The sequence below is a fragment of the Psychroflexus sp. MBR-150 genome (assembly GCF_053628795.1).
Genome location: NZ_JBRJHB010000002.1, coordinates 18,010 through 38,530, shown reverse-complemented (window position 1 = coordinate 38,530; position 20,521 = coordinate 18,010). Strand labels below are relative to the sequence as shown.

15 protein-coding genes are annotated in these 20,521 nt (G+C 32.3%); 11 read left to right on the top strand and 4 right to left on the bottom strand.

What is annotated here, in order from left to right; genetic code table 11:
* Positions 1-9: 9 nt before the first annotated feature.
* Positions 10-1,347 carry a M28 family peptidase gene (locus ACSSV5_RS01290; protein WP_454244458.1) on the bottom strand — a complete coding sequence of 446 codons (1,338 nt, stop codon included), beginning with the start codon at positions 1,345-1,347 and terminating at the stop codon, positions 10-12.
* Between the two features lie 5 nt (positions 1,348-1,352).
* Positions 1,353-2,252, bottom strand: a complete 900-nt coding sequence (gldA, locus tag ACSSV5_RS01285; RefSeq protein ID WP_454244457.1) for a gliding motility-associated ABC transporter ATP-binding subunit GldA — start codon at positions 2,250-2,252, stop codon at positions 1,353-1,355.
* A 120-nt stretch (positions 2,253-2,372) separates the two neighbouring features.
* Between gldA and ACSSV5_RS01280 the strand changes: the two genes are divergently transcribed.
* The 4 genes from ACSSV5_RS01280 to ACSSV5_RS01265 all read left to right on the top strand — a co-directional run bounded on the left by ACSSV5_RS01280 (position 2,373) and on the right by ACSSV5_RS01265 (position 7,110).
* Positions 2,373-3,008 carry a hypothetical protein gene (locus ACSSV5_RS01280; RefSeq protein ID WP_211065438.1) on the top strand — a complete coding sequence of 212 codons (636 nt, stop codon included), beginning with the start codon at positions 2,373-2,375 and terminating at the stop codon, positions 3,006-3,008.
* A gap of 58 nt (positions 3,009-3,066) precedes the next feature.
* Entirely contained in the window at positions 3,067-5,151 is a 2,085-nt protein-coding gene (locus ACSSV5_RS01275; protein ID WP_454244456.1) for a M1 family metallopeptidase, read from the top strand.
* A complete protein-coding gene (locus ACSSV5_RS01270; protein WP_211065436.1) occupies positions 5,148-6,053 on the top strand; it encodes a patatin-like phospholipase family protein in 906 nt (301 codons plus the stop codon). The genes ACSSV5_RS01275 and ACSSV5_RS01270 overlap by 4 nt, the downstream gene beginning before the upstream one ends.
* Before the next feature lie 754 nt (positions 6,054-6,807).
* Positions 6,808-7,110, top strand: a complete 303-nt coding sequence (locus ACSSV5_RS01265) for a thioredoxin family protein (RefSeq protein ID WP_454244455.1) — start codon at positions 6,808-6,810, stop codon at positions 7,108-7,110.
* Positions 7,111-7,123: 13 nt separating this feature from the next.
* Here the strand turns inward: ACSSV5_RS01265 and cdaA are convergent, their stop codons facing one another.
* Positions 7,124-7,903 carry a diadenylate cyclase CdaA gene (gene cdaA, locus ACSSV5_RS01260; protein ID WP_454244454.1) on the bottom strand — a complete coding sequence of 260 codons (780 nt, stop codon included), beginning with the start codon at positions 7,901-7,903 and terminating at the stop codon, positions 7,124-7,126.
* A gap of 79 nt (positions 7,904-7,982) precedes the next feature.
* Here cdaA and ACSSV5_RS01255 point away from each other — a divergent pair, with 79 nt between their 5' ends.
* Positions 7,983-8,369, top strand: coding sequence for a hypothetical protein (locus tag ACSSV5_RS01255; protein WP_454244453.1), 387 nt, complete (start codon positions 7,983-7,985; stop codon positions 8,367-8,369).
* A 61-nt stretch (positions 8,370-8,430) separates the two neighbouring features.
* Positions 8,431-10,488, top strand: a complete 2,058-nt coding sequence (locus tag ACSSV5_RS01250) for a M13 family metallopeptidase (RefSeq protein WP_454244452.1) — start codon at positions 8,431-8,433, stop codon at positions 10,486-10,488.
* Between the two features lie 220 nt (positions 10,489-10,708).
* Here the strand turns inward: ACSSV5_RS01250 and ACSSV5_RS01245 are convergent, their stop codons facing one another.
* Positions 10,709-11,806 carry a hypothetical protein gene (locus ACSSV5_RS01245; RefSeq protein WP_454244451.1) on the bottom strand — a complete coding sequence of 366 codons (1,098 nt, stop codon included), beginning with the start codon at positions 11,804-11,806 and terminating at the stop codon, positions 10,709-10,711.
* A 210-nt stretch (positions 11,807-12,016) separates the two neighbouring features.
* On the opposite strand from ACSSV5_RS01245, the gene ACSSV5_RS01240 reads away from it, so the two are divergent.
* From ACSSV5_RS01240 to cas3, 5 genes are all read left to right on the top strand, one after another.
* The gene (locus ACSSV5_RS01240; protein ID WP_454244450.1) at positions 12,017-13,687 is read left to right on the top strand and encodes a glutamine--tRNA ligase/YqeY domain fusion protein; all 1,671 of its coding nucleotides are present in this window, start codon (positions 12,017-12,019) and stop codon (positions 13,685-13,687) included.
* Positions 13,688-14,247: 560 nt separating this feature from the next.
* Positions 14,248-16,197 carry a TM1802 family CRISPR-associated protein gene (locus tag ACSSV5_RS01235; RefSeq protein ID WP_454244449.1) on the top strand — a complete coding sequence of 650 codons (1,950 nt, stop codon included), beginning with the start codon at positions 14,248-14,250 and terminating at the stop codon, positions 16,195-16,197.
* A 37-nt stretch (positions 16,198-16,234) separates the two neighbouring features.
* Positions 16,235-17,248 (top strand): type I-B CRISPR-associated protein Cas7/Csh2, encoded by a 1,014-nt coding sequence (gene cas7b / locus ACSSV5_RS01230; protein ID WP_454244448.1) that lies wholly within the window; start codon positions 16,235-16,237, stop codon positions 17,246-17,248.
* A 27-nt stretch (positions 17,249-17,275) separates the two neighbouring features.
* Entirely contained in the window at positions 17,276-18,076 is an 801-nt protein-coding gene (cas5, locus tag ACSSV5_RS01225; protein WP_454244447.1) for a CRISPR-associated protein Cas5, read from the top strand.
* Positions 18,073-20,499 carry a CRISPR-associated helicase Cas3' gene (cas3, locus tag ACSSV5_RS01220; RefSeq protein WP_454244446.1) on the top strand — a complete coding sequence of 809 codons (2,427 nt, stop codon included), beginning with the start codon at positions 18,073-18,075 and terminating at the stop codon, positions 20,497-20,499. Before cas5 ends, cas3 begins: the two co-directional genes overlap by 4 nt.
* Positions 20,500-20,521: the final 22 nt, after the last annotated feature.

Genomic DNA, 20,521 nt, shown 5'->3' with positions numbered 1-20,521 from the left:
ATTTATATTTTATCTCAATATGCCAGAAGGAAACGAAACCACACTTTCAAAGCCGTTTTTGCCAACAGTAGCAACACCGAACAAATAATTATCAATAACAATATTTTTTAGTGTAAACTCGTTGACATCACCAACATAACGACTGTATTGCCAGATTGGTGAAGTGGTTTCACGCCAATAAATTTTATAGCCTTTCACATTTGTGTCTTCAGATTTTTTCCACTTTAATGTTGTAGATGGCTGAACAGCTCCACCGATTTCTACATTTTCAGGTTGTAATGGTGCCCAACCTAAACTTGCCAAATTAATAGCATTGACTGCCGTAAGTTTTTTAGCATAATCAAAATTGACATGCTTAACAACATCGCCATATTCTATCCCGTTTTCAACACGAACATCTTGATGTTGCCAAATATAATTTTCATGTGCTTCCATAATTCTAACGCCAGCAAAACCTAAGTCGTTAAAAGGTTTATGATGGCCACCACGACCAAAACGATCTAATCTATAAATCATCATTGGGTTCATTTCTGGCATATAAGTTTTGACGGTTTTGTGAATATATCTGGCCAATTGACGAGATTTACCATCGACTTCACCACCATAATAACGTTTCATAATTCTCTCTCGTTCTGTTTCTGTGGGATTATGGGCTTCGCTAAAAATTCTAAAACTACGGTTATCTATCACGCCATCAATACCTTGAATATTGCCTATCATGTCATTGTTAAAAACACCAATGATGTTCCAATTATTATCTTGAGCATATTTGACCAAAAATTGTCCACCAAAAAGACCTTGTTCCTCTCCGCTTAGTCCAACAAAAGCTATGCTGTTTTTGAATTTATATTGAGACAAAACGCGAGCCGCTTCAATTGTGCCTGCCATTCCACTTGCATTGTCATTAGCACCTGGTGCATCGGTTGTGAAATCTTGAGTATCAGACGCTCTGGAATCTATATCGCCACTCATCATCACAAACGAATTTCGATTTTGAGTTCCTCTCAAAATAGCCACCACATTGACAACTTCAGCATCTTTTAGCACACGTTTTCCCATGTCGGTAGTAACCATTGTGCGGTGATAAAACACTTCTAAACAACCATTACATTCTTTTGAAATTTTATCAAATTCTGCTTTTATCCATCGTCTTGCCGCACCAATACCGCGGGTTTCGCTCAATGTATCACTAAAGGTATTTCTTGTTCCAAATCCTGCTAATTTTCGAATGTCTTTTTCTATATGTTCAGCTGAAACACTGTCTATGATATTGTATATTTTTTGACTTTGTTGAGCATAAATATTAGATACGAAAATAAAAACAGCTAATTTTAAAAGGGTTTTCATAAAATTTATGTTTTAACGGTTAATTCTCTAAATAAATCTTCTAAGCTTTGATGTTTTCGGTTGAGGGTTTTTATTTTTAATCCAATATCGTGAGCAAAATCAAATACATAAGAGCGCATATCGATTGAAGTTTCAAAATACAATTCGTATTCGTATAATCCAATTTCTTTGGCTTTTTTAACTTTATCAAGACGTTCTAAAGCTTCTAACTCAACACTATAATCAAACTCAACATGTATAATTTGTTGTTGGTTATGGGCTAAATCTTCTAACATTTCATCGGCTACCAACTGACCGTGATTCATGATGATTACTCGATTACAAATAGCTTCGACTTCTTGCATGATGTGTGTTGATAAAAGCGTTGTTTTGTTTTGACCAATAGTTTTTATCAGATGACGTATTTCAACCAATTGATTGGGATCAAGACCCGTTGTTGGTTCGTCTAAAATTAATATTTCCGGATCGTGAACCAAAGCAGCAGCTAAACCAACGCGTTGGCGATAACCTTTGGACAACTGATGGATTTTTTTATGCGATTCGCTTCCTAAATTTGTAAGCTCAATAACCTCGTGAATTCGTTTGGGTGAGCATTTGTATATATCAACATTAAATTTTAAAAATTCTTTGACATACATATCTAAATATAACGGATTATGCTCGGGCAAATAACCGATTTGGCGTTGAACATTTTGAGCATTATCTTTAATGTTGGTATCATTAATTTTTGCAAGACCTTTATAATTGTTGATATATCCTGTAAGGATTTTCATCATGGTAGATTTGCCTGCTCCGTTTGGCCCTAAAAACCCAACAATTTGACCCTTTGGAATATCAAAACTTACCTCATCTAAAGCCTTTTGAGATTGATAATATTTTGTTATAGATTTTGCAGATATTGCCATGTAGTGTTTAAATTTATAAAACTCAAACATAATGGATTTTTGTGATTTTTTGTTTTATAAAATAACAATCTTAACATTTTGATAGTAAGTCTATTTGATTAATCCGATTATATTTGTTTTATGAAATCAATATTAACTTTCTTGCTCTTGCTGTTTTGTTCGGTGTCTTTTGCTCAAATTGATGCGAGCAACAGGACATCAAGTGGTAATATTTTTTCTTCAAATAACTCTAAATCAACCAATAGCACATTTGGCATTCCTAATCGTGAGGAAGAAGGGATGTTTTTAAATAAAAATAAAGAACAAGGCGTTGACTTTACGGCCAAGAGTAAATACAGTGATCCTGGAAATGTTTGGGATAGCCAATATAAAGTCAAAACAGGTGACGAAGGCAAAAATTTTGACCGTGAAAAATACAAAAACGATATGGATTTTGGCGTCATCAATAGCAATTCTGATAAAATGAAAGTCATGTTTCGAGACCACATGGCTTTTGATGGCGATCGCGTCAATGTATTGTTGAACGGCGAAATTGTAGCCGAAAATGTTTTACTCAGACCAGGTTTTACCGTTTTAGATATTCCGATGAAAGTCGGTTTCAACAAAATTGTGTTTGTTGCCCTCAACCAAGGCCAATCAGGTCCAAACACAGCTCAACTTCGTATTGCTGACGACGCTGGATTTGTAGTTTCTAACAATGTATGGAATTTACTGACTGGCGTTAAGGCTTCTGTTGTTGTGGTTAAAGAAAAATAAATTTTGCTTTCCTTTATATTTTTTTCTCTTATTCAAAATCAAACTGTATTTTTAGCCTATGATTAGACTGTATTTCATAGGATTTTTACTTTGTTTTTCTTCAATAATAGCTCAAAACAAAAATTTTGATATCCGACAAATTTCAGCCGAAATTCAACCAAATCTTAATACCCAAAGTGTTTCAGGCAAAATAACATTCAGTTTTAATGTCGCTAAAGAGACCGATTCAATTTTTTTAGATGCTAAAAATATGTCAGCTCAATTGATAAATTCAAACGCTGAAGTGTTACTAAATATTTCTACTGATAAAATTTGGTTTGTAGGCAATTTTAAACCTGATAAAATTTACAACATCAATTTTAGCTATCAAGCCAAACCCAAACAAACACTATATTTTGTTGGTTTTGAAGACGACACAAAATCAAACGATCAAATTTTTACCCAAGGTCAAGGCAAATACACCTCACATTGGCTACCGAGTATTGATGATATGAATGACAAAATTGAATTTGATCTTTCACTCATTATCCCAAAACACTACGGTGCTTTAGCTAATGGCAAACTCATAGAGCAATGGAGAGAAAACGATAGTTTAAGCCGTTGGTCTTATGATATGCAAAAGTCTATGAGCAGTTATTTGGTTGCCATAAGTGTTGGTGATTATATCAGAAAAATCAATCAATCAGCTTCTGGAGTTGAGCTACATCAATATTTGCTAAAAAAAGATTCTCTTTTATTAGAACCAACTTATAGACATACCAAAGAAATATTTGATTATTTTGAAAACAAGATTGGTGTGAAATATCCTTGGCAAAATTACAAACAAGTTCCTGTAAGAGATTTTTTATATGCCGGTATGGAAAACACTTCGTTGACCATTTTTTCTGATGCTTTTGTGGTTGATAGCATCGGATATTTTGATAGAAATTATGTCAATGTCAACGCCCATGAATTAGCTCATCAATGGTTTGGCAATTTAATTACAGAAACAAATTCAGAACATCATTGGCTTCATGAAGGTTTTGCGACTTACTACGCACTTTTAGCTGAACAACAGATATTTGGCGACAATTATTTTTACCACAAACTTTATGAATATGCTGAATCTCTAAAAACTGCAAGTGACAATGGCCAAGGCGAAAAACTACTGAAACCCAATGCCAGCTCATTAACCTATTACCAAAAAGGTGCTTGGGCGATATTTATGCTCAATCAAATTGTAGGCGAAGAGATTTTTGACCAAGCGGTGCAGAATTTCTTAAATAAATATGCATTTCAAAACGTCACTACTGATAATTTTATGAACGAAGTCAAGGCATTAACCAATATTGATTTGTCAGACTTTGAACAGCAATGGTTTAAACAGTCCGCTTTTCAAGCAAAACAAGCTTTGGCAGCACTTGAAACTTCATTATTTATTCCTAAATATTTTGAATTGATTGCCAAACGACCTTTGAGTATAAATAATAAAATAGAAGCCATTGAAACTGCTTTAGAATTTCCTCTCAATATTTACATCGCTCAAGAAGCTGTCTATCAATTAGCCAACGCACCTGCTAATGATAAAGTGATACAGCTTTACAAAAAGGCTTTCAACACAAGTGACCTTTGGGTCAGGCAAGCCATATCTGAAAGTTTGACTCAAGTACCTTTAGCATTAAAAACAGAATACGAAAGTTTACTTGAAGACCAATCATACCAAACCCGTGAAAATGCCTTTTTAAATCTTTGGATGAATTTTCCTGAAGACCGAAAACGATATTTAACACAAATGCAAAACCAAGAAGGGTTTCGAGATAAAAACTTGAAACAACTCTGGCTTACGCTCAATTTGGCAACGCCCGAATTTCAAGCTGACAAAACATCACAAACCTATCAAGACTTAGAACAATACACATCACCAAAATACAGATTTCAGATTCGGGAACACGCCTTTGGTTATCTCTATCAAATCGATACATTTTCAGACCAAGCTATCATTAATTTATTAGACGGCTGTTTTCATCACACTTGGCGTTTTAGAGATTTTTGTAGAAAATTGTTTAAAACTTTACTCAAAAATCCGACTTATAAAACACAAATCGATAACTTAAAACCAAGATTAGATACTAAAACAATCACTTATCTAAATAAAATATTATGAGAGCCTTAGTCATTTCTGGCGGTGGAAGCAAAGGTGCTTTTGCCGGCGGTGTAGCCGAATACCTTATTGATGTCGTTCAGCACGACTACAAACTTTTTGTAGGCTCATCTACGGGAAGCTTGTTGATATCGCAATTAGCACTCGGCGATACTCAAAAAGTCAAACAGATTTACACCAACGTCTGTCAATCGGATATTTTTAGTTTAAATCCATTTATAACACGAAAAAAAGACAACCGCGAGTTTGTTACCATTAACTATCTCAACACCGTAATACAGTTCATCAAGCGCAAACGCACCTTTGGAGAAAGTAAAAATCTGCGAAAAACCATTCTAAAACACTTCTCAAAATCAGAGTTTGAACAAGCACGCTGTTGTGGTAAAGATGTAGTGGTTACAGTATCTAACCTCACCAAAAACAAAATAGAATACAAATCTATACACGATTTTAATTATGAAGATTTTGTTGATTGGATTTGGATGTCGTCTAATTTTGTGCCATTTATGAGTTTAGCTTCCAAAAACGGTTCAGACTATGCCGATGGTGGTTTTGGTAGCATGGTGCCCATCAGGGAAGCCGTTCGTCGCGGTGCAACCGAAATTGATGCCATCATTCTCGAAGCCGAAAATATGGAGCACAACAAAATTTTGGGCAAAAACCCTTTTTCACTCCTAATGAATCTGTTTGGCTTTATGCTTGACCAAGTCGAAAAACACGATGTTCGCGAAGGTAAACTTGCCTCCATACAACGTCAAGTCAAGCTCAATTTGTATTACACGCCCATTCAGCTTACAGAAAATTCATTAATCTTCAACAAAGAGTTGATGACCCAATGGTGGCAAGACGGCTTTCAATATGCCAAAACTAAAAAAGCAGAAAACAAAATAATATATGATGATTAGGAGCAGAAACCTGCTATCCGTTTCAATTCCTCAGCTGACTTCACAATTTCAGTAATTAAACTTGAAGAATTTGGTAATCTTTGCCAAATGAATTTAAGTCAAAATAATAGATGGGTAAAATTAGCCTATCATTTTCCTTGGGATGAATGTGTTAAAATTTATTCCAATGACTTACAGGGAAGAAATTGAAATCATAAAAAATGGATAAATCCATTCACAATCTAATATTTGCAATCCATAGCGTTTCAACGGTTTTAAATAGTTAGATTGGAGCCATTCTATTTATAACAACGTGAGTTCGATATAAATTCCAATAAAATATATTCATATAAAATACAGATATTTAATCATTTGTCATGTCGAAAGAGCGAAGCATGAGCGACGAGACATCTCAATAGGATGAGATTTCTCCTCATTCTTCGTCGAAATGACAAAATTTGCTAACAAAAAGATATAATCATCTGATTTACAGCTTTCAATAAATCGAACTCAGGTTATAACAAACCCGAAATCTATAACTTTAAATTCTGACTTTCTGAGGAAACCCTGACTAAAATTGACCACTATTGCCAACATATATTTTTTATATATTCCGTGAGTTCGATTATGATAAAGTCAAGAATAGATCAATTGGAGTGCTTTTCTCAACCAAAAAGGTTATGAAAAGTGTATCGAGAATAGGGTTTTGAAAACCAAAATACTTGTTTATCAGTATTAATTGTATTACTTTAGTTAAAAATAAATTTGATGAATTATGTCAAAGTTTGGTGAAATCATTGATTTACAAGTTCCTATTTTATTAAACTTTTATACAGAATGGGATGAAAATTGCAAGCATGTACACCCAATCCTAAAAGATGTTGCTGCTGCAATGGGAGACAAAGCTAAAGTCATAAAAATCAATGTAGATAAAAACCAAGAGCTTGCGGAAGCACTTCGTATTAAAACACTTCCAACTTTTGTTATTTATAAATCTGGAGAAATGGTATGGCGAAAAAGTGGCTTTATGGAAGCTAACGACTTATTATCGACTCTAAAAAACGACAAACTTGATTAAGATTGCGTTAATTTTAGATTAAGTCATTTTTAATTTTATCTACTAAATCTTGTTCATCTTTAAAGAAACAAAAGTCTCCGTTTTTTAAATAAGAAATCTGTCCTGTTTCTTCACTCACTACAAGAGCTAAGGCATCTGTTTTTTCAGTAATGCCAACCGCAGCACGATGCCTTAATCCAAACCTTAAAGGAATTTTTCGGTCGTTTGAAACAGGCAAAATTGCACGGGTGGCTGTGATTTTTTTACCTTCAATTATCAAAGCACCATCATGTAGAGTACTGTTTTTATAAAATATAGATTGAATAATGGGTTCATTAATTTTGATGTCCATCTGATCACCTGTATTTTTAACAAAATCTAGATTAGAATTTCGTCTTATCACTATTAAAGCACCTGTTTTAGTTTCACTCATTTTTTGGCAAGCATTAACCACCTCATCAATATGACTTAAGTCTTCTGTTGAACGTTTACTGAAATTAAAACTTTTAAAAATCCCATTTTTACTGGTAATATTTGTTGAACCAATCAGAATAAAAAACTTCCGTATCTCTTGTTGAAAAACCACAATAAGCATCACAGCACCAACACTGCTAAACAGTCCGAGAAAACTGCTGAGCATTTCCATATTCAAAAAATCAGTAAGTTTCCAAACTAAATAAATAATGACAATACCTATAAATATATTGATGGCTACCGTTCCACGAATTAGTTTGTAGATGTAATACAATAAAGTAGCAACCAAAAGAATATCGATAAGGTCAAGAATTCTAAAGTCTAAAAAATCTAATCCCATGCCGTAAAAGTAATAAAAATGCTTTCATTCTCAATCATCAATGTGTTTTTTAAAAATGTTGTAAATTTGAATTATGGTTGTGAAGTATAACAAAAGAAGAAGTTTATTTATTAGAACATTCAGCGTGTTTGTGATTATATTTTTTCTTGTTTGTCTGTGGGGATTTTTATTTTCTGATCTAAATGTTTTGACTTTTATCGCTTCACTTCTACAAATCATTTTATGGTGTGGATTTTTATATTACCAAATTGTCCGTTACGATAGCCAAAAGATTGTATCACAATTTGGTTGGCCAAGAATATATTTTAAAGATATAAAAGAAGTTGAATTTTTTGCTGGTGACATCGTTATCAAAACTAAAAAGCGTTCAATTAGCATCAACACACAAATTGCAGACAAGGCTTCACTTCAAAAATTTGTTGAAACATTAGAGCGAGAAACTAAATTTCAATTGAATTTGGTCTGAAATGTAACTTTTTTATAAAAATAATGTCCAATACACTGAAAATAAACTTAAATCAACAAATATGAACTCTTTACAATTCAAAACATATGGTCTTTTGGTGTGTTTATCACTGCTTATTATAGCATGTCAAAATGAACCAAAAACAGAAACCGATTTACCAGGTATTGAAACCGAATATATGGACACTTCGGTAAGACCACAAGACGACTTTTTTACTTATGTCAATGGCAAATGGGTTGAAAACACTGAAATTCCTGACGACCAAGTCAGATGGGGTGGTTTTGGGATTTTAAGAAAACAAACCGATGCTGATGTTTTAAAAATTTTAAAAAAAGCAGAAGATTCTGGCAAATATTCAGCGGATTCTGATCAGGGTAAAGCTATTCAAGTTTTTAACTCAATAATGGATACCAATACTAGAAATGAAACAGGTATTGAACCTCTAAAAGCTTCATTTGAAAAGATAAACTCCATCAAAAACCTTAAAGATTTGCAAACTGTGTTGGCTCAAAATCCAGTTGAACTGAGCTCGCCATTTATGGGCTTGTTTGTGTATTCTGACCCTAACGATAGCGACACTAATGTAGCTTACATCGGAACAGGCGGTCTCGGATTACCCGAAAGAGATTACTATCTAAAAGATGATCAAGACAGCAAAAAAATTCGTGAAGATTACAAAGTTTTTATTGCTGATTTACTTGAAATGACTGGCGAAAAACCTGAAACTGCAAAATCTCAAGCCGAAACAATTTTAAAATATGAAACCATTCTTGCTAAACCACGTTTAAATAAAGTTCAACGTCGTGACTTTAGAAATTACAATAACCGCTATGCCGTTGAAGATATCAAAACTTTGAGTCCAAGCGTTGATTGGTCAAAATACTTAACTGATTTAGGTCTTGAAAAACAACCTGATACCATCTTGGTGATGCAGACCAAATACATGAAAACTTTAGATTCTGTGTTTAAAAACGCTCCAATTAAAGACTTAAAAACACTTGTAAAATGGTCAACACTTAATGATGTAGCATCTAGTCTGTCAATGCCTTTTGAACGTCGTAATTGGGAATTTTATAGCAAAAGACTTCGCGGTGCTAAAGCCCAAAAACCCCTTGATGAACGTGCTTTAGCGGTTGTAAATAATACTATTGGTGAAGCTGTAGGAAAATTATATGTCGAGGAAAAATTCCCTCCAGAAGCTAAAGAAAAAGCGGAAGAAATGGTGAAAAATGTGATAGAAGCCTTTAAAATTCGTGTTGACAATTTAGAATGGATGAGCGATTCAACCAAAGTAAAAGCTATAGAAAAACTCGATAAATTTACCGTAAAAATAGGTTATCCTGATAAGTTTAAAGATTATTCAGATTTAGACGTCAAACCAGAAAACTCTTATTATGAAAATCGTCTTGCCGTTAACGAATGGAATTTTAGAGATGACCTAAGCAAAATAGGCGAGCCAGTTGATAAAACCGAATGGGGCATGTCGCCACAAACGGTTAATGCCTATTTTAACCCATTTTACAATGAGATTGTCTTTCCAGCAGCTATTCTTCAACCGCCTTTTTACAATTATAAAGCCGATATGGCAGTGAATTATGGTGGGATTGGTGCTGTGATTGGGCATGAAATTTCGCATGCCTTTGACGATAGCGGTGCAAGATATGATGCCAATGGCAATCTTAAAAATTGGTGGACAGACAAGGATTTAGAAAACTTTACGGCACGAGGCGATAAACTCGCTGAGTTTTATAGCAATATTGAAGTTTTAGACAGCGTTTATATCAATGGCAAATTTACACTCGGTGAAAATATTGGTGACTTAGGTGGCGTTTTAGCTGCTTACGATGGTTTACAAATGTATCTCAAAGACAATGGCAACCCTGGAAAAATAGAAGGCTTTACACCAGAACAACGTTTCTTTTTGTCTTGGGCAACAATCTGGAGAACCAAAATGCGAGACGAAGCTCTTAAAACACAAGTCAAAACCGATCCACATTCTCCTGGAATGTATCGTGCTTATGTGCCTTTACAAAATGTGGATACTTTTTATGAAGCTTTTGATATTAAACCTGGCGACAGTCTTTATATAGCACCAGAGAATCGTGTGAGAATTTGGTGATCTTTTAAAATTATTTTTTAACGTGCTATCAAGTGAAATCATAATTTGAAATGTTATGACCGAAAATGAATTTCTAACTTTGGTATTTTAAAAATAAAACCTCTGTTATGAATCAAACAGGCTCAATTGACTTATGTTTTTTTTGTAATATGAGACTATAAAACAAAACCCCTTTTGAAATTTTCAAAAGGGGTTTCACAAACCAAAAAACAAACAAAAATTATCGTCTGCTTCTATTGTTACTTGCAGAAGAACTTTTAGTTCTACTCGATTTATTAACTGTTCTATTTGAAGCCGAACGCTTATTGGTAACAGAAGTTTGTCTTGTTGAAGGTTTTCTATCTACCTTTTTGCTATTATGAGATGTTCTGCTTCTATAAACTTTATTAGATTTATCATTTCTATCATTTTCAGTAACTCTGTCTGTTCTAATATTACGTGAAGTTAGATTTCTATTTGTTCTGTTATTTGTTTCAGAAATCATAGTGGAATTTCTTGAAATACTGACATCTCTTTTGACATTAGTTCTACTTGATTTAGCAACTCCAGCATTTCGTGTTCTTCTGATTTCACGATTTTGTTTCTCTACATTAGATCTTATTTGTCTTTCCCTATTGTTTATAGGAGATTGTGTATAGCTTCTGTTTGATCGATTTGCTCGATGTCTCGCAGTAGGATTTTGTCTGTCGAAATTAAAATGTCTGACATTATTTTGATATGGTCTATAATAGATGTGTCTTACTGGTTTATAATATTGTCTATAGGGTATTGGACTTATCAGACAATATTGCACAGCTGGTATAGCATAATATCTGTGCCAAGGTTTATATACATATCTTCGATTGTATCGATTGATAAAACCACGTTGTCTCCAGTAAACATTGTTTCTGTAATAGATTTGCAATCCGCCAATTCGACTTACTAAACCGTGATAATTATAGTCAATCCACACATTTCCAATTTGATTAACACGACCGTAACGGTCATAAAAAATTGGTGTGTTTTGAATTTGAATAACCGCACCATAGCCGTCATATTGAACATAAGGATTATAATTATAGCCTGTATTAAAACTAAAATTCAGATTGGCACTTGAAAAATTAACACTTACATTTGGACCGTAATTAGGAATAAAAAAATCAAATTGACCATCTTGAAACACAGAAAATTCAATACCATTTTCCATAAAGATAAATGCTTGTCCTTGTGCATAATTCCATTGATTTGATACGACATCAAATTCCGAATTTGAATGATTTGCCCATCCAGACATACTGAAAAACACAAACCCTACGAGTAAAAAAATAAATCGTTTCATCATATTAGGTTTTAAGGGTTATGATTCAATATAAACAAAGGTTATGCCAAAAATCATATACTACTGAATAATAGGTTTTTATAAAAAATTTATAATATATTTTTGTAAGATTAAATGCTTATATCTTTTAATTTATACTGATTTATATTAAATAAACCATAGAAACTTATTTCAATGATTTTAAGTATTTTCGCAGTTTAAAATCAACTTATGTCAGTGCCCAAAAAATCATTAAATTTTATAGAACAAATCATCGAAGATGATTTAAAAAATAATTATACCAGAGAGCAATTAAAATTTCGATTTCCGCCCGAACCCAATGGATATCTGCATATTGGTCACGCCTCGTCTATTTGTCTTAATTTTGGCTTAGGTCTTAAGTATAATGCACCAGTCAATTTAAGATTTGACGATACCAATCCTACCAAAGAAGAAAAAGAATACGTCGATGCCATCAAACGCGATGTGAAATGGTTAGGCTACAAATGGGCTAAAGAATGTTATGCCTCTGATTATTTTCAACAGCTCTACGATTGGGCAATAGAAATGATTAAAAACGGCGATGCTTATGTTGATAGTCAAACTTCTGAAGCTATTGCTGAACAAAAAGGTACTCCAACAACCAAAGGCATTGAAAGTCCATATCGAAATCGCACGGTGGAAGAAAATCTCGAAATGTTTGAAGCAATGAAAAACGGCGAAACACCAGAAGGTCGAGACGTTTTGCGTGCCAAAATCAGTATGGGTGCCAAAAATATGCTGATGCGTGACCCCATTATGTATAGATGTTTGCACAAACCGCATCATCGCACAGGTTCTGAATGGAAAATCTACCCGATGTACGATTGGGCACACGGACAATCAGATTATATTGAACAAGTTTCGCATTCGTTTTGCACGCTCGAATTTCAACCTCATCGTGAACTCTATAACTGGTTTGCCAAAAAAGTAAAAGCTGATGACAAACTCAAACCTAAACAACGTGAGTTTGCAAGGCGAAATTTAAGTCATACTGTAGTGAGCAAACGCAAGCTTTTGTTATTGATAGAAAAAGGATTTGTCAAATCTTGGGACGACCCAAGAATGCCGACCATTTCAGCGATGAGACGCCGTGGATACACACCAGAATCCATTATCAATTTTGCAGAATCAATAGGTATTGGTAAACGCGAAAATACCGTGAGTTTTTCGCATCTTGAGTTTTGCGTTCGCGAAGACCTCAACAAAAAAGCACAAAGAGTCATGGCGGTTTTAAACCCTTTAAAAGTTGTCATTACCAATTATCCCGAAAATAAAGAAGAATGGCTCGAAGCTGAAAACAACCCCGAAGATGAGTCAGCTGGAAGTCGCAAAGTTCCATTTTCAAGAGAATTATACATCGAAAAAGAAGACTTTAGAGAAGAAGCTAACAGAAAATTTTTTAGGCTCAAACTCGGAAAAGAAGTTCGGTTAAAAAATGCTTACATCATCAAAGCCGAAAGCTGTGTTAAAGATGATGACGGCAATATCATAGAAGTGCGTTGTAGCTATGACAAAGACTCCCGAAGTGGAAGTAATACCGAAGCCTCAAAACGTAAAGTCAAAGGCACTTTGCATTGGGTTTCTGTGAATCACGCTATCACAGCACAAGTCAACCTTTACGACCGATTATTTAAAGTAGAAAATCCAACACAAGACAAAGATGTTGATTTCTTAGAGCATATCAATCCAGATTCTTTTCAATCTATTACAGGTTATTTAGAACCAAGTCTTGCAAATGCCAAAATACAAGAACGATTTCAATTTCAACGTATTGGTTATTTTTGTGTAGATAAAACCTCAACTTCTAAGCAATTGGTGTTTAACAAAACTGTAGGGTTACGTGATTCTTGGAAAGGATAGCTGAGAATGATTGAAGTTATATTGTCATTTTTTAGACGACTCAAACTTGGTATCTATTTGCAGGTTTGCTAAAAAGTGGTCTGTTAGATGCAAGGTAAATTTGAAGTTTTGGCTCGGCTTGACTCCAATATGTTGGTGTTTTTTAGAATTGCAATACAGATAAGAGGTATAAAATATCTCATAAATATTTCTATAAAATATGATGGTATTATAATTTCATTTTTTTGACAATATATTATTCATTCAAATTGGTGTAATATATTTTTGATGTATATATCTGGAAATTTTGACCAAATCATAGGTGTTAATGGCTTTTTAATGAATATTTAGCGGTTGATACAAACATCTGTCTGTTTGTTTGTTGTTAAAAATCATTAGATGTATTTGCATATATGGAAGTTTAAAATACTAAACCATACTAAAAAAGCATTTAAAAAATTTAGGGAGATTTAAACTTTTATGATTTTAAAACCTGTATGCTGAAAAAAACTTTTAAATAAGTAATAAAGGTTAATTTTTTAAGATTTTTTTAATAAATTTGGTAGCTAGACTTATAAAGTATGTTACAAACGTTATTAAAAATTGGGGAATGGCAGAGTGAAGGGAAGAGTATGTGGGATAGGTTTTTGGAATACCCAAAAATTGAAAAAAAAGATAAATACGGCAATCCTATTATAAATTATACGCTTCCAATTATTTTTGACTTAGATGAAAAAGAAGTTATAATCAGTCAGGATAACTTGAGAGAGTATGACGAAGCCAACGTTAGAGAGGCTTTAGGAACTAAAATGAAAGGTTCAAACAGTAAAGCTATATGTGCAGCTGGAATTTCTAAAAGGCTTGGAAGAATTTATCAGTCTTTTTATGGCAAAGAAGGACAAGAAACACAAAATGGTGATTTAATAGAAGCCATAGAGAACACTAACCCAAAACTACTCACTGAAAATTTAAAAGAAATTCTTAATCGAATTTTTGATTTAAAAGACAAATTCTTAGCGTTAACAGTTGATTCTTCAAAAGAAAAAATAGATATTAAATCTTTAAGTGAAAGTTTCGACTTAAACAAAAACGAACGCATTGTTTATCTTGTTACCTATTTAAAATCAAAAGAATTTAACTATAATGAGCCTACTCTATTTGCTGAAATAACAGATTATCTAAACTTTCTTGAAGTTACTTTTTTTGGAGACCAAGAAAAAAAAGATAAAAAAAAGACGAAAACAAAACTGTGCTACGCTAGTGGAGAAGTATTAACTGATGTAGAACCTTTAAATCTTAGTGTACGCTATAGTTTAAATAAAATGTTTGTTACAGAGACTAAGAATTATGCTTCTATTTTTAACAAAAAGAACTTTGTCTTAAACTATCAAGTCAGTCTTGAAAATCAAAACAAATTGGATTATGCATCAGAATACTTGTTGCACCAAGGCTATAAAGTAAAAATTGCAAATATTGATCACGTAATCATACCTCAGTTTTTAAGTAGTGGTAGAGTTGATCTTGAAATGGCATTAACTGCAATTAATAAAAAATCAGATTTACTTTTTAACTTAAAAGAATACAAAAGATTCTCGTTAGATATAGGAGATCAACTTGAAAGTGAAATTTTTTGGATAAACTTTTTAGCTTTTGAGTCAGATGGAAACTTCTTTAAAACTACGGAAATTATAAAAGATGTGAGTAGTTTTCATTTCAATAAACTTATTGCTGCTTTTGACGAAATTAATACTCAATTCAGTGAAGCTAAGTATATTGATTGGGATTCTATAATGACAGAATATAGCTATGACACAAAAGAGAAATTTTCAAGTAGATTAAACTTTAACTCTGTTTTTAAAATCATTCCACTGAGAAAAGACAAAGAAAAAAAGAATAAAGCTTTAGATCTTTTTAAAACCATACTTGAAAACAGAAGCGTTAATAAATCCTTACTTTTTGAATACTTCACAGAACTTGTACTTTGTCATTATTACAATAGACAAGCAAGCTATACAAATATAAAACATTATTCCAAAGAATATTTTGCTTTTGCAGTGAGAGACAGCGTTTTTAAATACCACGCTTTTATTCAATTCTTAAAAAAATTAAAACTTATCGATATGGAAGAAACTAACATTACAGAGAATCAATCCGAAAACAAATACGAACAAGCTATTCAAGAATTCTTTAGCGAAATGGCTTTAAATAAAGAACAAAAAGCCATGTTCTATTTAGGAAGAATGCTAAATTCTGTCGAATACATTCAAAAAGGAAAAAATAAAACAGTAATCCAAAAAGTGAATTTCAACGGCATGGATAAAGATGATATTCAACGCTTAAGAATTTCATTGATGGAAAAGGCAAAACAATACAACGCTATTAGTAAAGTGATTTTTACAGATAACGAATTCGGGAAACATTTTAATACTAATAATTGGAATATGAACCCACAAGAAGCTGTATTTTTTCTTTTGACAGGTTATTCTTTTGGAATAGGCGTGAAAGATTCAGAAGAACTCAACCAAAAATAAACTAAATAAACTTTATAACCTTATTAAACTCAATTTTATGAAATCAAGTATTACCAACTCGTCAGATTTTTTATTTATTTATGAAGCTATCCAATCCAATCCTAACGGCGACCCCGATCAAGAGAATAAACCAAGAATGGATTATGACACCAAAACAAACCTTGTTACAGATACTCGTGTCAAACGATTTATTAGAGATTATCTAAATGATATCTATCAAGAAGAAGTGATTTTTGTTGATATGGAAGGTGATTCAAAGGTAAGTGTTGACAGTAAATTAAAAGCTGTAGTAAAACGAACTATTGAAAATGAAGGAGAGTTAGAAAAAGCATTTACAGATAACCCAGAGTCACTTAAAGTTTATAAAGACATTGTTAGTAAAGAAAAAGATGCAGAAAAAGTTTGGAAAACAATTACCGATAAAAAATTCAAACATAAAGAAGTTAATTATGACCTTCTAGCTTATTTGGTTAAGGAAAAATTTATTGATATTAGAATGTTTGGAAGTGCTTTCGCTGTTGGTGGTTTCACAAAGGCATATACTGGACCAATTCAACTTAATTGGGGTTATTCTTTTAACCAAGTAGAGTTGATGGATTCAAGTTCTATCGTCACGATTATGAATGACGATAGTAGTACATTTGGTAAAGATTATAGAGTACATTACAGTCTATTAGGCTTTAATGGGACAATAAATGCCCCTGCGGCAAAAACTACAGGACTAACCGAAGATGATGTGAAAATCTTTAGAAATGCAGTCTGGGAAAGCATCCCTGCTTCACCAACTCGCTCTAAGTTAAATCAATATCCAAAATTATATATTGAAATCGTATATAATGAAGGGGTTTCCAATGGACAATTTGGTGATTTGAGAAACTTTGTAGAGACTAAACCAATTGAAGGAAAAAGTGATAAACAAGTTCGAAAATTTAAAGATTTGGCATTAGACTTAAGTGCTTTAAAAAAGCTTGTGAATGATGACAAAACTGGCGATAAAAAAATCAAAGAAGTTATTGTAAAAACATCAGCTGATTTTGATTTTTCACTGTAACAGAAGTTTCATTTAAAACCTACTGTTATGGAGATATTAAGTTTTAAGATAAGTGGAAAAATGGCACATTTTAGAAAATATTATGCCAATAATACAGCCTTTAGTTTTTCTATTCCACCACGGACGACCCTGATGGGAATAGTTGCAGCAGCAATGGGTTGGGCTAAAGATTCGTATTACGAAGATTTAGCATCAGAAAATATTCAATTTGGAATTAGAGTATTAACTCCATTAAAGAAAAGTTTTCATCGTCTAAATTTTCTAAGCATAAAAAGCACTGGAGATATGGCTAAAAGTTGGTCATCTGATTTTCGTGGAGAAAGTGGTAGAATTCAAACCCCTTTTGAAATAGTTACCAATTCAAATATTACTAAAGGAAATGTTTCTTATCAAGTTTTTATAAAAGCAAATGATGATAATGCAGTTGTATTTGAAAAGATTAAAAATCACTTATTATCCAAAGAACCTGTTTATAATATAAGTTTTGGTACGGCTAACTTTTTAGCTCAAATTTTCGATGTCATTTTATTTAAAGAAAATGACATCGAAAAAAGAGAAACTCAGGATTATATAGAACTACATTCTGCAGTTCCAACTACTCTAGTTGAAGAATTAAAATTCAAAAAGGAAGAATATGATAGCTATAATTTTGTCGAAGAAGATATGTTACCTGGAGATTTTGTCACAAACAATAATAGAGAGGTTAGAATAATGAATAAACTTTTATTTTCTAACACTCATCATCCTTTGCGTGTTAAATTGAATAGTCCGTTTTTTCATTTAAATAAAGGTTATGAAAATTTAAATATTCAATTTATGGATTCATGATGTATTATTCGCACAGCAAAAAAGATGAAAATAAAAATGTTTATGGTTCAAAAGAGCTTATTAAGCATATTGATGGTGTAAGGGAAAAAGCTTTTATCCACTTACATCATAATGTTGATTTAGGATATAGTAAAGGTGAACTAAAGGAACTTTTAAAAATTGTAATTGATTTACACGATTTAGGAAAATATACAACCTATTTTCAAAATTATCTATTAGATAGGAAACCCATCAACCTACAATTAAAAAGGCATTCACAATTTGGCGGTTTAGTCGCTTTTAATTTATTAGAAAAAAAAGAACACAAAAAAGCTCTGATAGCATTATATCTGATTTTTCTACATCATAGTTCACTAATTGATATTCAAGACATTTCTATAAAATTAGGAAATGATTTGAAACGAATTTTTGAAAAGCAAAAAGAAAATTTGAGTCAAGCTATAACTGCTATTGAAAAAGATTTAGCTATATCTGATTTAGAAAGTTTTCTATACTATATAGAGGAAAGAAAAGTTAGAAAAGGATTCAAACATTGGAGCAAAAAACATACAAGTATTCAAGACTATTTTTTAATCAACTATTTGTTTTCGCTTTTGATTGAAAGCGATAAATTAGATGCATCTGATACTTTGCCCTATACTTTAAAAGCAATCGACTCAAAGTCAGTCGATGATAGGTTTGGAAAGCCAATTTTTAAAAATAAAGAATTAAATAGTTTGACAAATAATGAACTAAGAAATTATTGTCGATCAGTCGTCATTTCTAATTTAGATGATAGTCACATTTTAGACCAGTATATTTTCACTTTGACAGCTCCAACTGGAATAGGCAAAACAATGACAGCACTTGATTTTTCTTTGAAATTAAAATCTAAAATAAAAAAAGAACAAGATATTGAGTCTAGAATAATTTATGCTTTGCCATTTATCAATATTATCGAACAAGCCTTAAATGAATATCGAGAAACTTTAAAAAATCAAGATATAAAAATTTTAGGTCACTATCAATATGCTGATATTTTTGGTGATACCAATGGAAAACAAAATGATGATGGTGCAGAGCAAAATTATAATCAAAAACTCATGGCTTTAGATACTTGGCAAGCTGATATAGTTATTACATCATTTGTTCAATTTTTTGAAACGCTAATCAGTAATAGAAATAAACTTTTAAAGAAATTTAATCATTTTGCAAATGCCATCATCATATTAGATGAAGTACAAACTTTACGTTTAGATCAAATGCCTTTGTTGGGAGCAGCTTTATTTTATCTTTCAAAATTTTTGAAGACTAGAATTATTTTGATGACAGCAACACGTCCCAAAATATTTGAATTAGCTCAACAAGAAATATTAAATAAACAAGATGAAAAGATTCAAGCAAAAGAATTGTTAACCAACTATGAAGAAGTTTTTTCATTATTCAAACGCACTTCAATTCATTCGCTTTTAAATACACTCAAAACAGAAAAAGAAGATAGAATAGAAGAATTTGTTTCTGTTGTTTTTAAAAACAAATGGAAGATCGATAAATCTTGTCTAATCGTTTGTAATACCGTTAGGCACTCTATTGAGCTTTATAACAAAATAAAAGAATTTTGCAAAAATGAGAGTTTTGATAATCCTATTTACTACTTATCAACTAACATTATCCCTGCTCATAGATTTACTCGCATCCAACAAATAAAAAAAGACATTGAAAATAATAAATCTCCTATCTTGGTTGCAACGCAAGTGGTTGAAGCTGGTGTAGATTTAGACTTTGACATGGGTTTTAGAGATATCGGTCCAATAGATTCTATCATTCAAGTTGCTGGCAGAATTAATAGAAATAACAACTCAGACAAATTTCACTCAACGTTATACATAGTTGATTTCGATGAAAAAGCTACCAAAATGGTATATGGTCGTTTAACTTACATACAAGCAAAAAAAGCCATAGAAGCTAAAGCTGTCTATAATGAAACTGAATACCTAGAACTTATCAATCAATATTTTGATGGAATTTCAGAACGAAGTTCATTTGCAGACGCTCGTAAATTTTTTGATTCTATGAAAGGTTTGAGGTATGATTCAGAAGACAAATCTACTCTACCAGTTTCTGCGTTTCGCATTATAGAAGAATCCGACCGTTACTCCCCTGTTTTTATTGAAATGGATGATGATTCATCTGAAATTTTAGAAAAATACCTTCAAAAAATAACTAATGAAATTAGCAAAGAAGATTTTAATAAAGAATGGAAATTAAAGTTTCAACAACATATTATTTCAGTTCCTAAGTATTTATGTGAAGATTTAGAAACTGTAAACGAATATGAAGATTCAATTTTACTAGTTCCTAAAAATGAAATAAATTCTAGGTATAATTTAGAGACTGGTTATAATCGCGATTTTAAAAACCTAAACCAAACCTTCATCTTCTAGCTCTGAAAAAATATTTATCTTT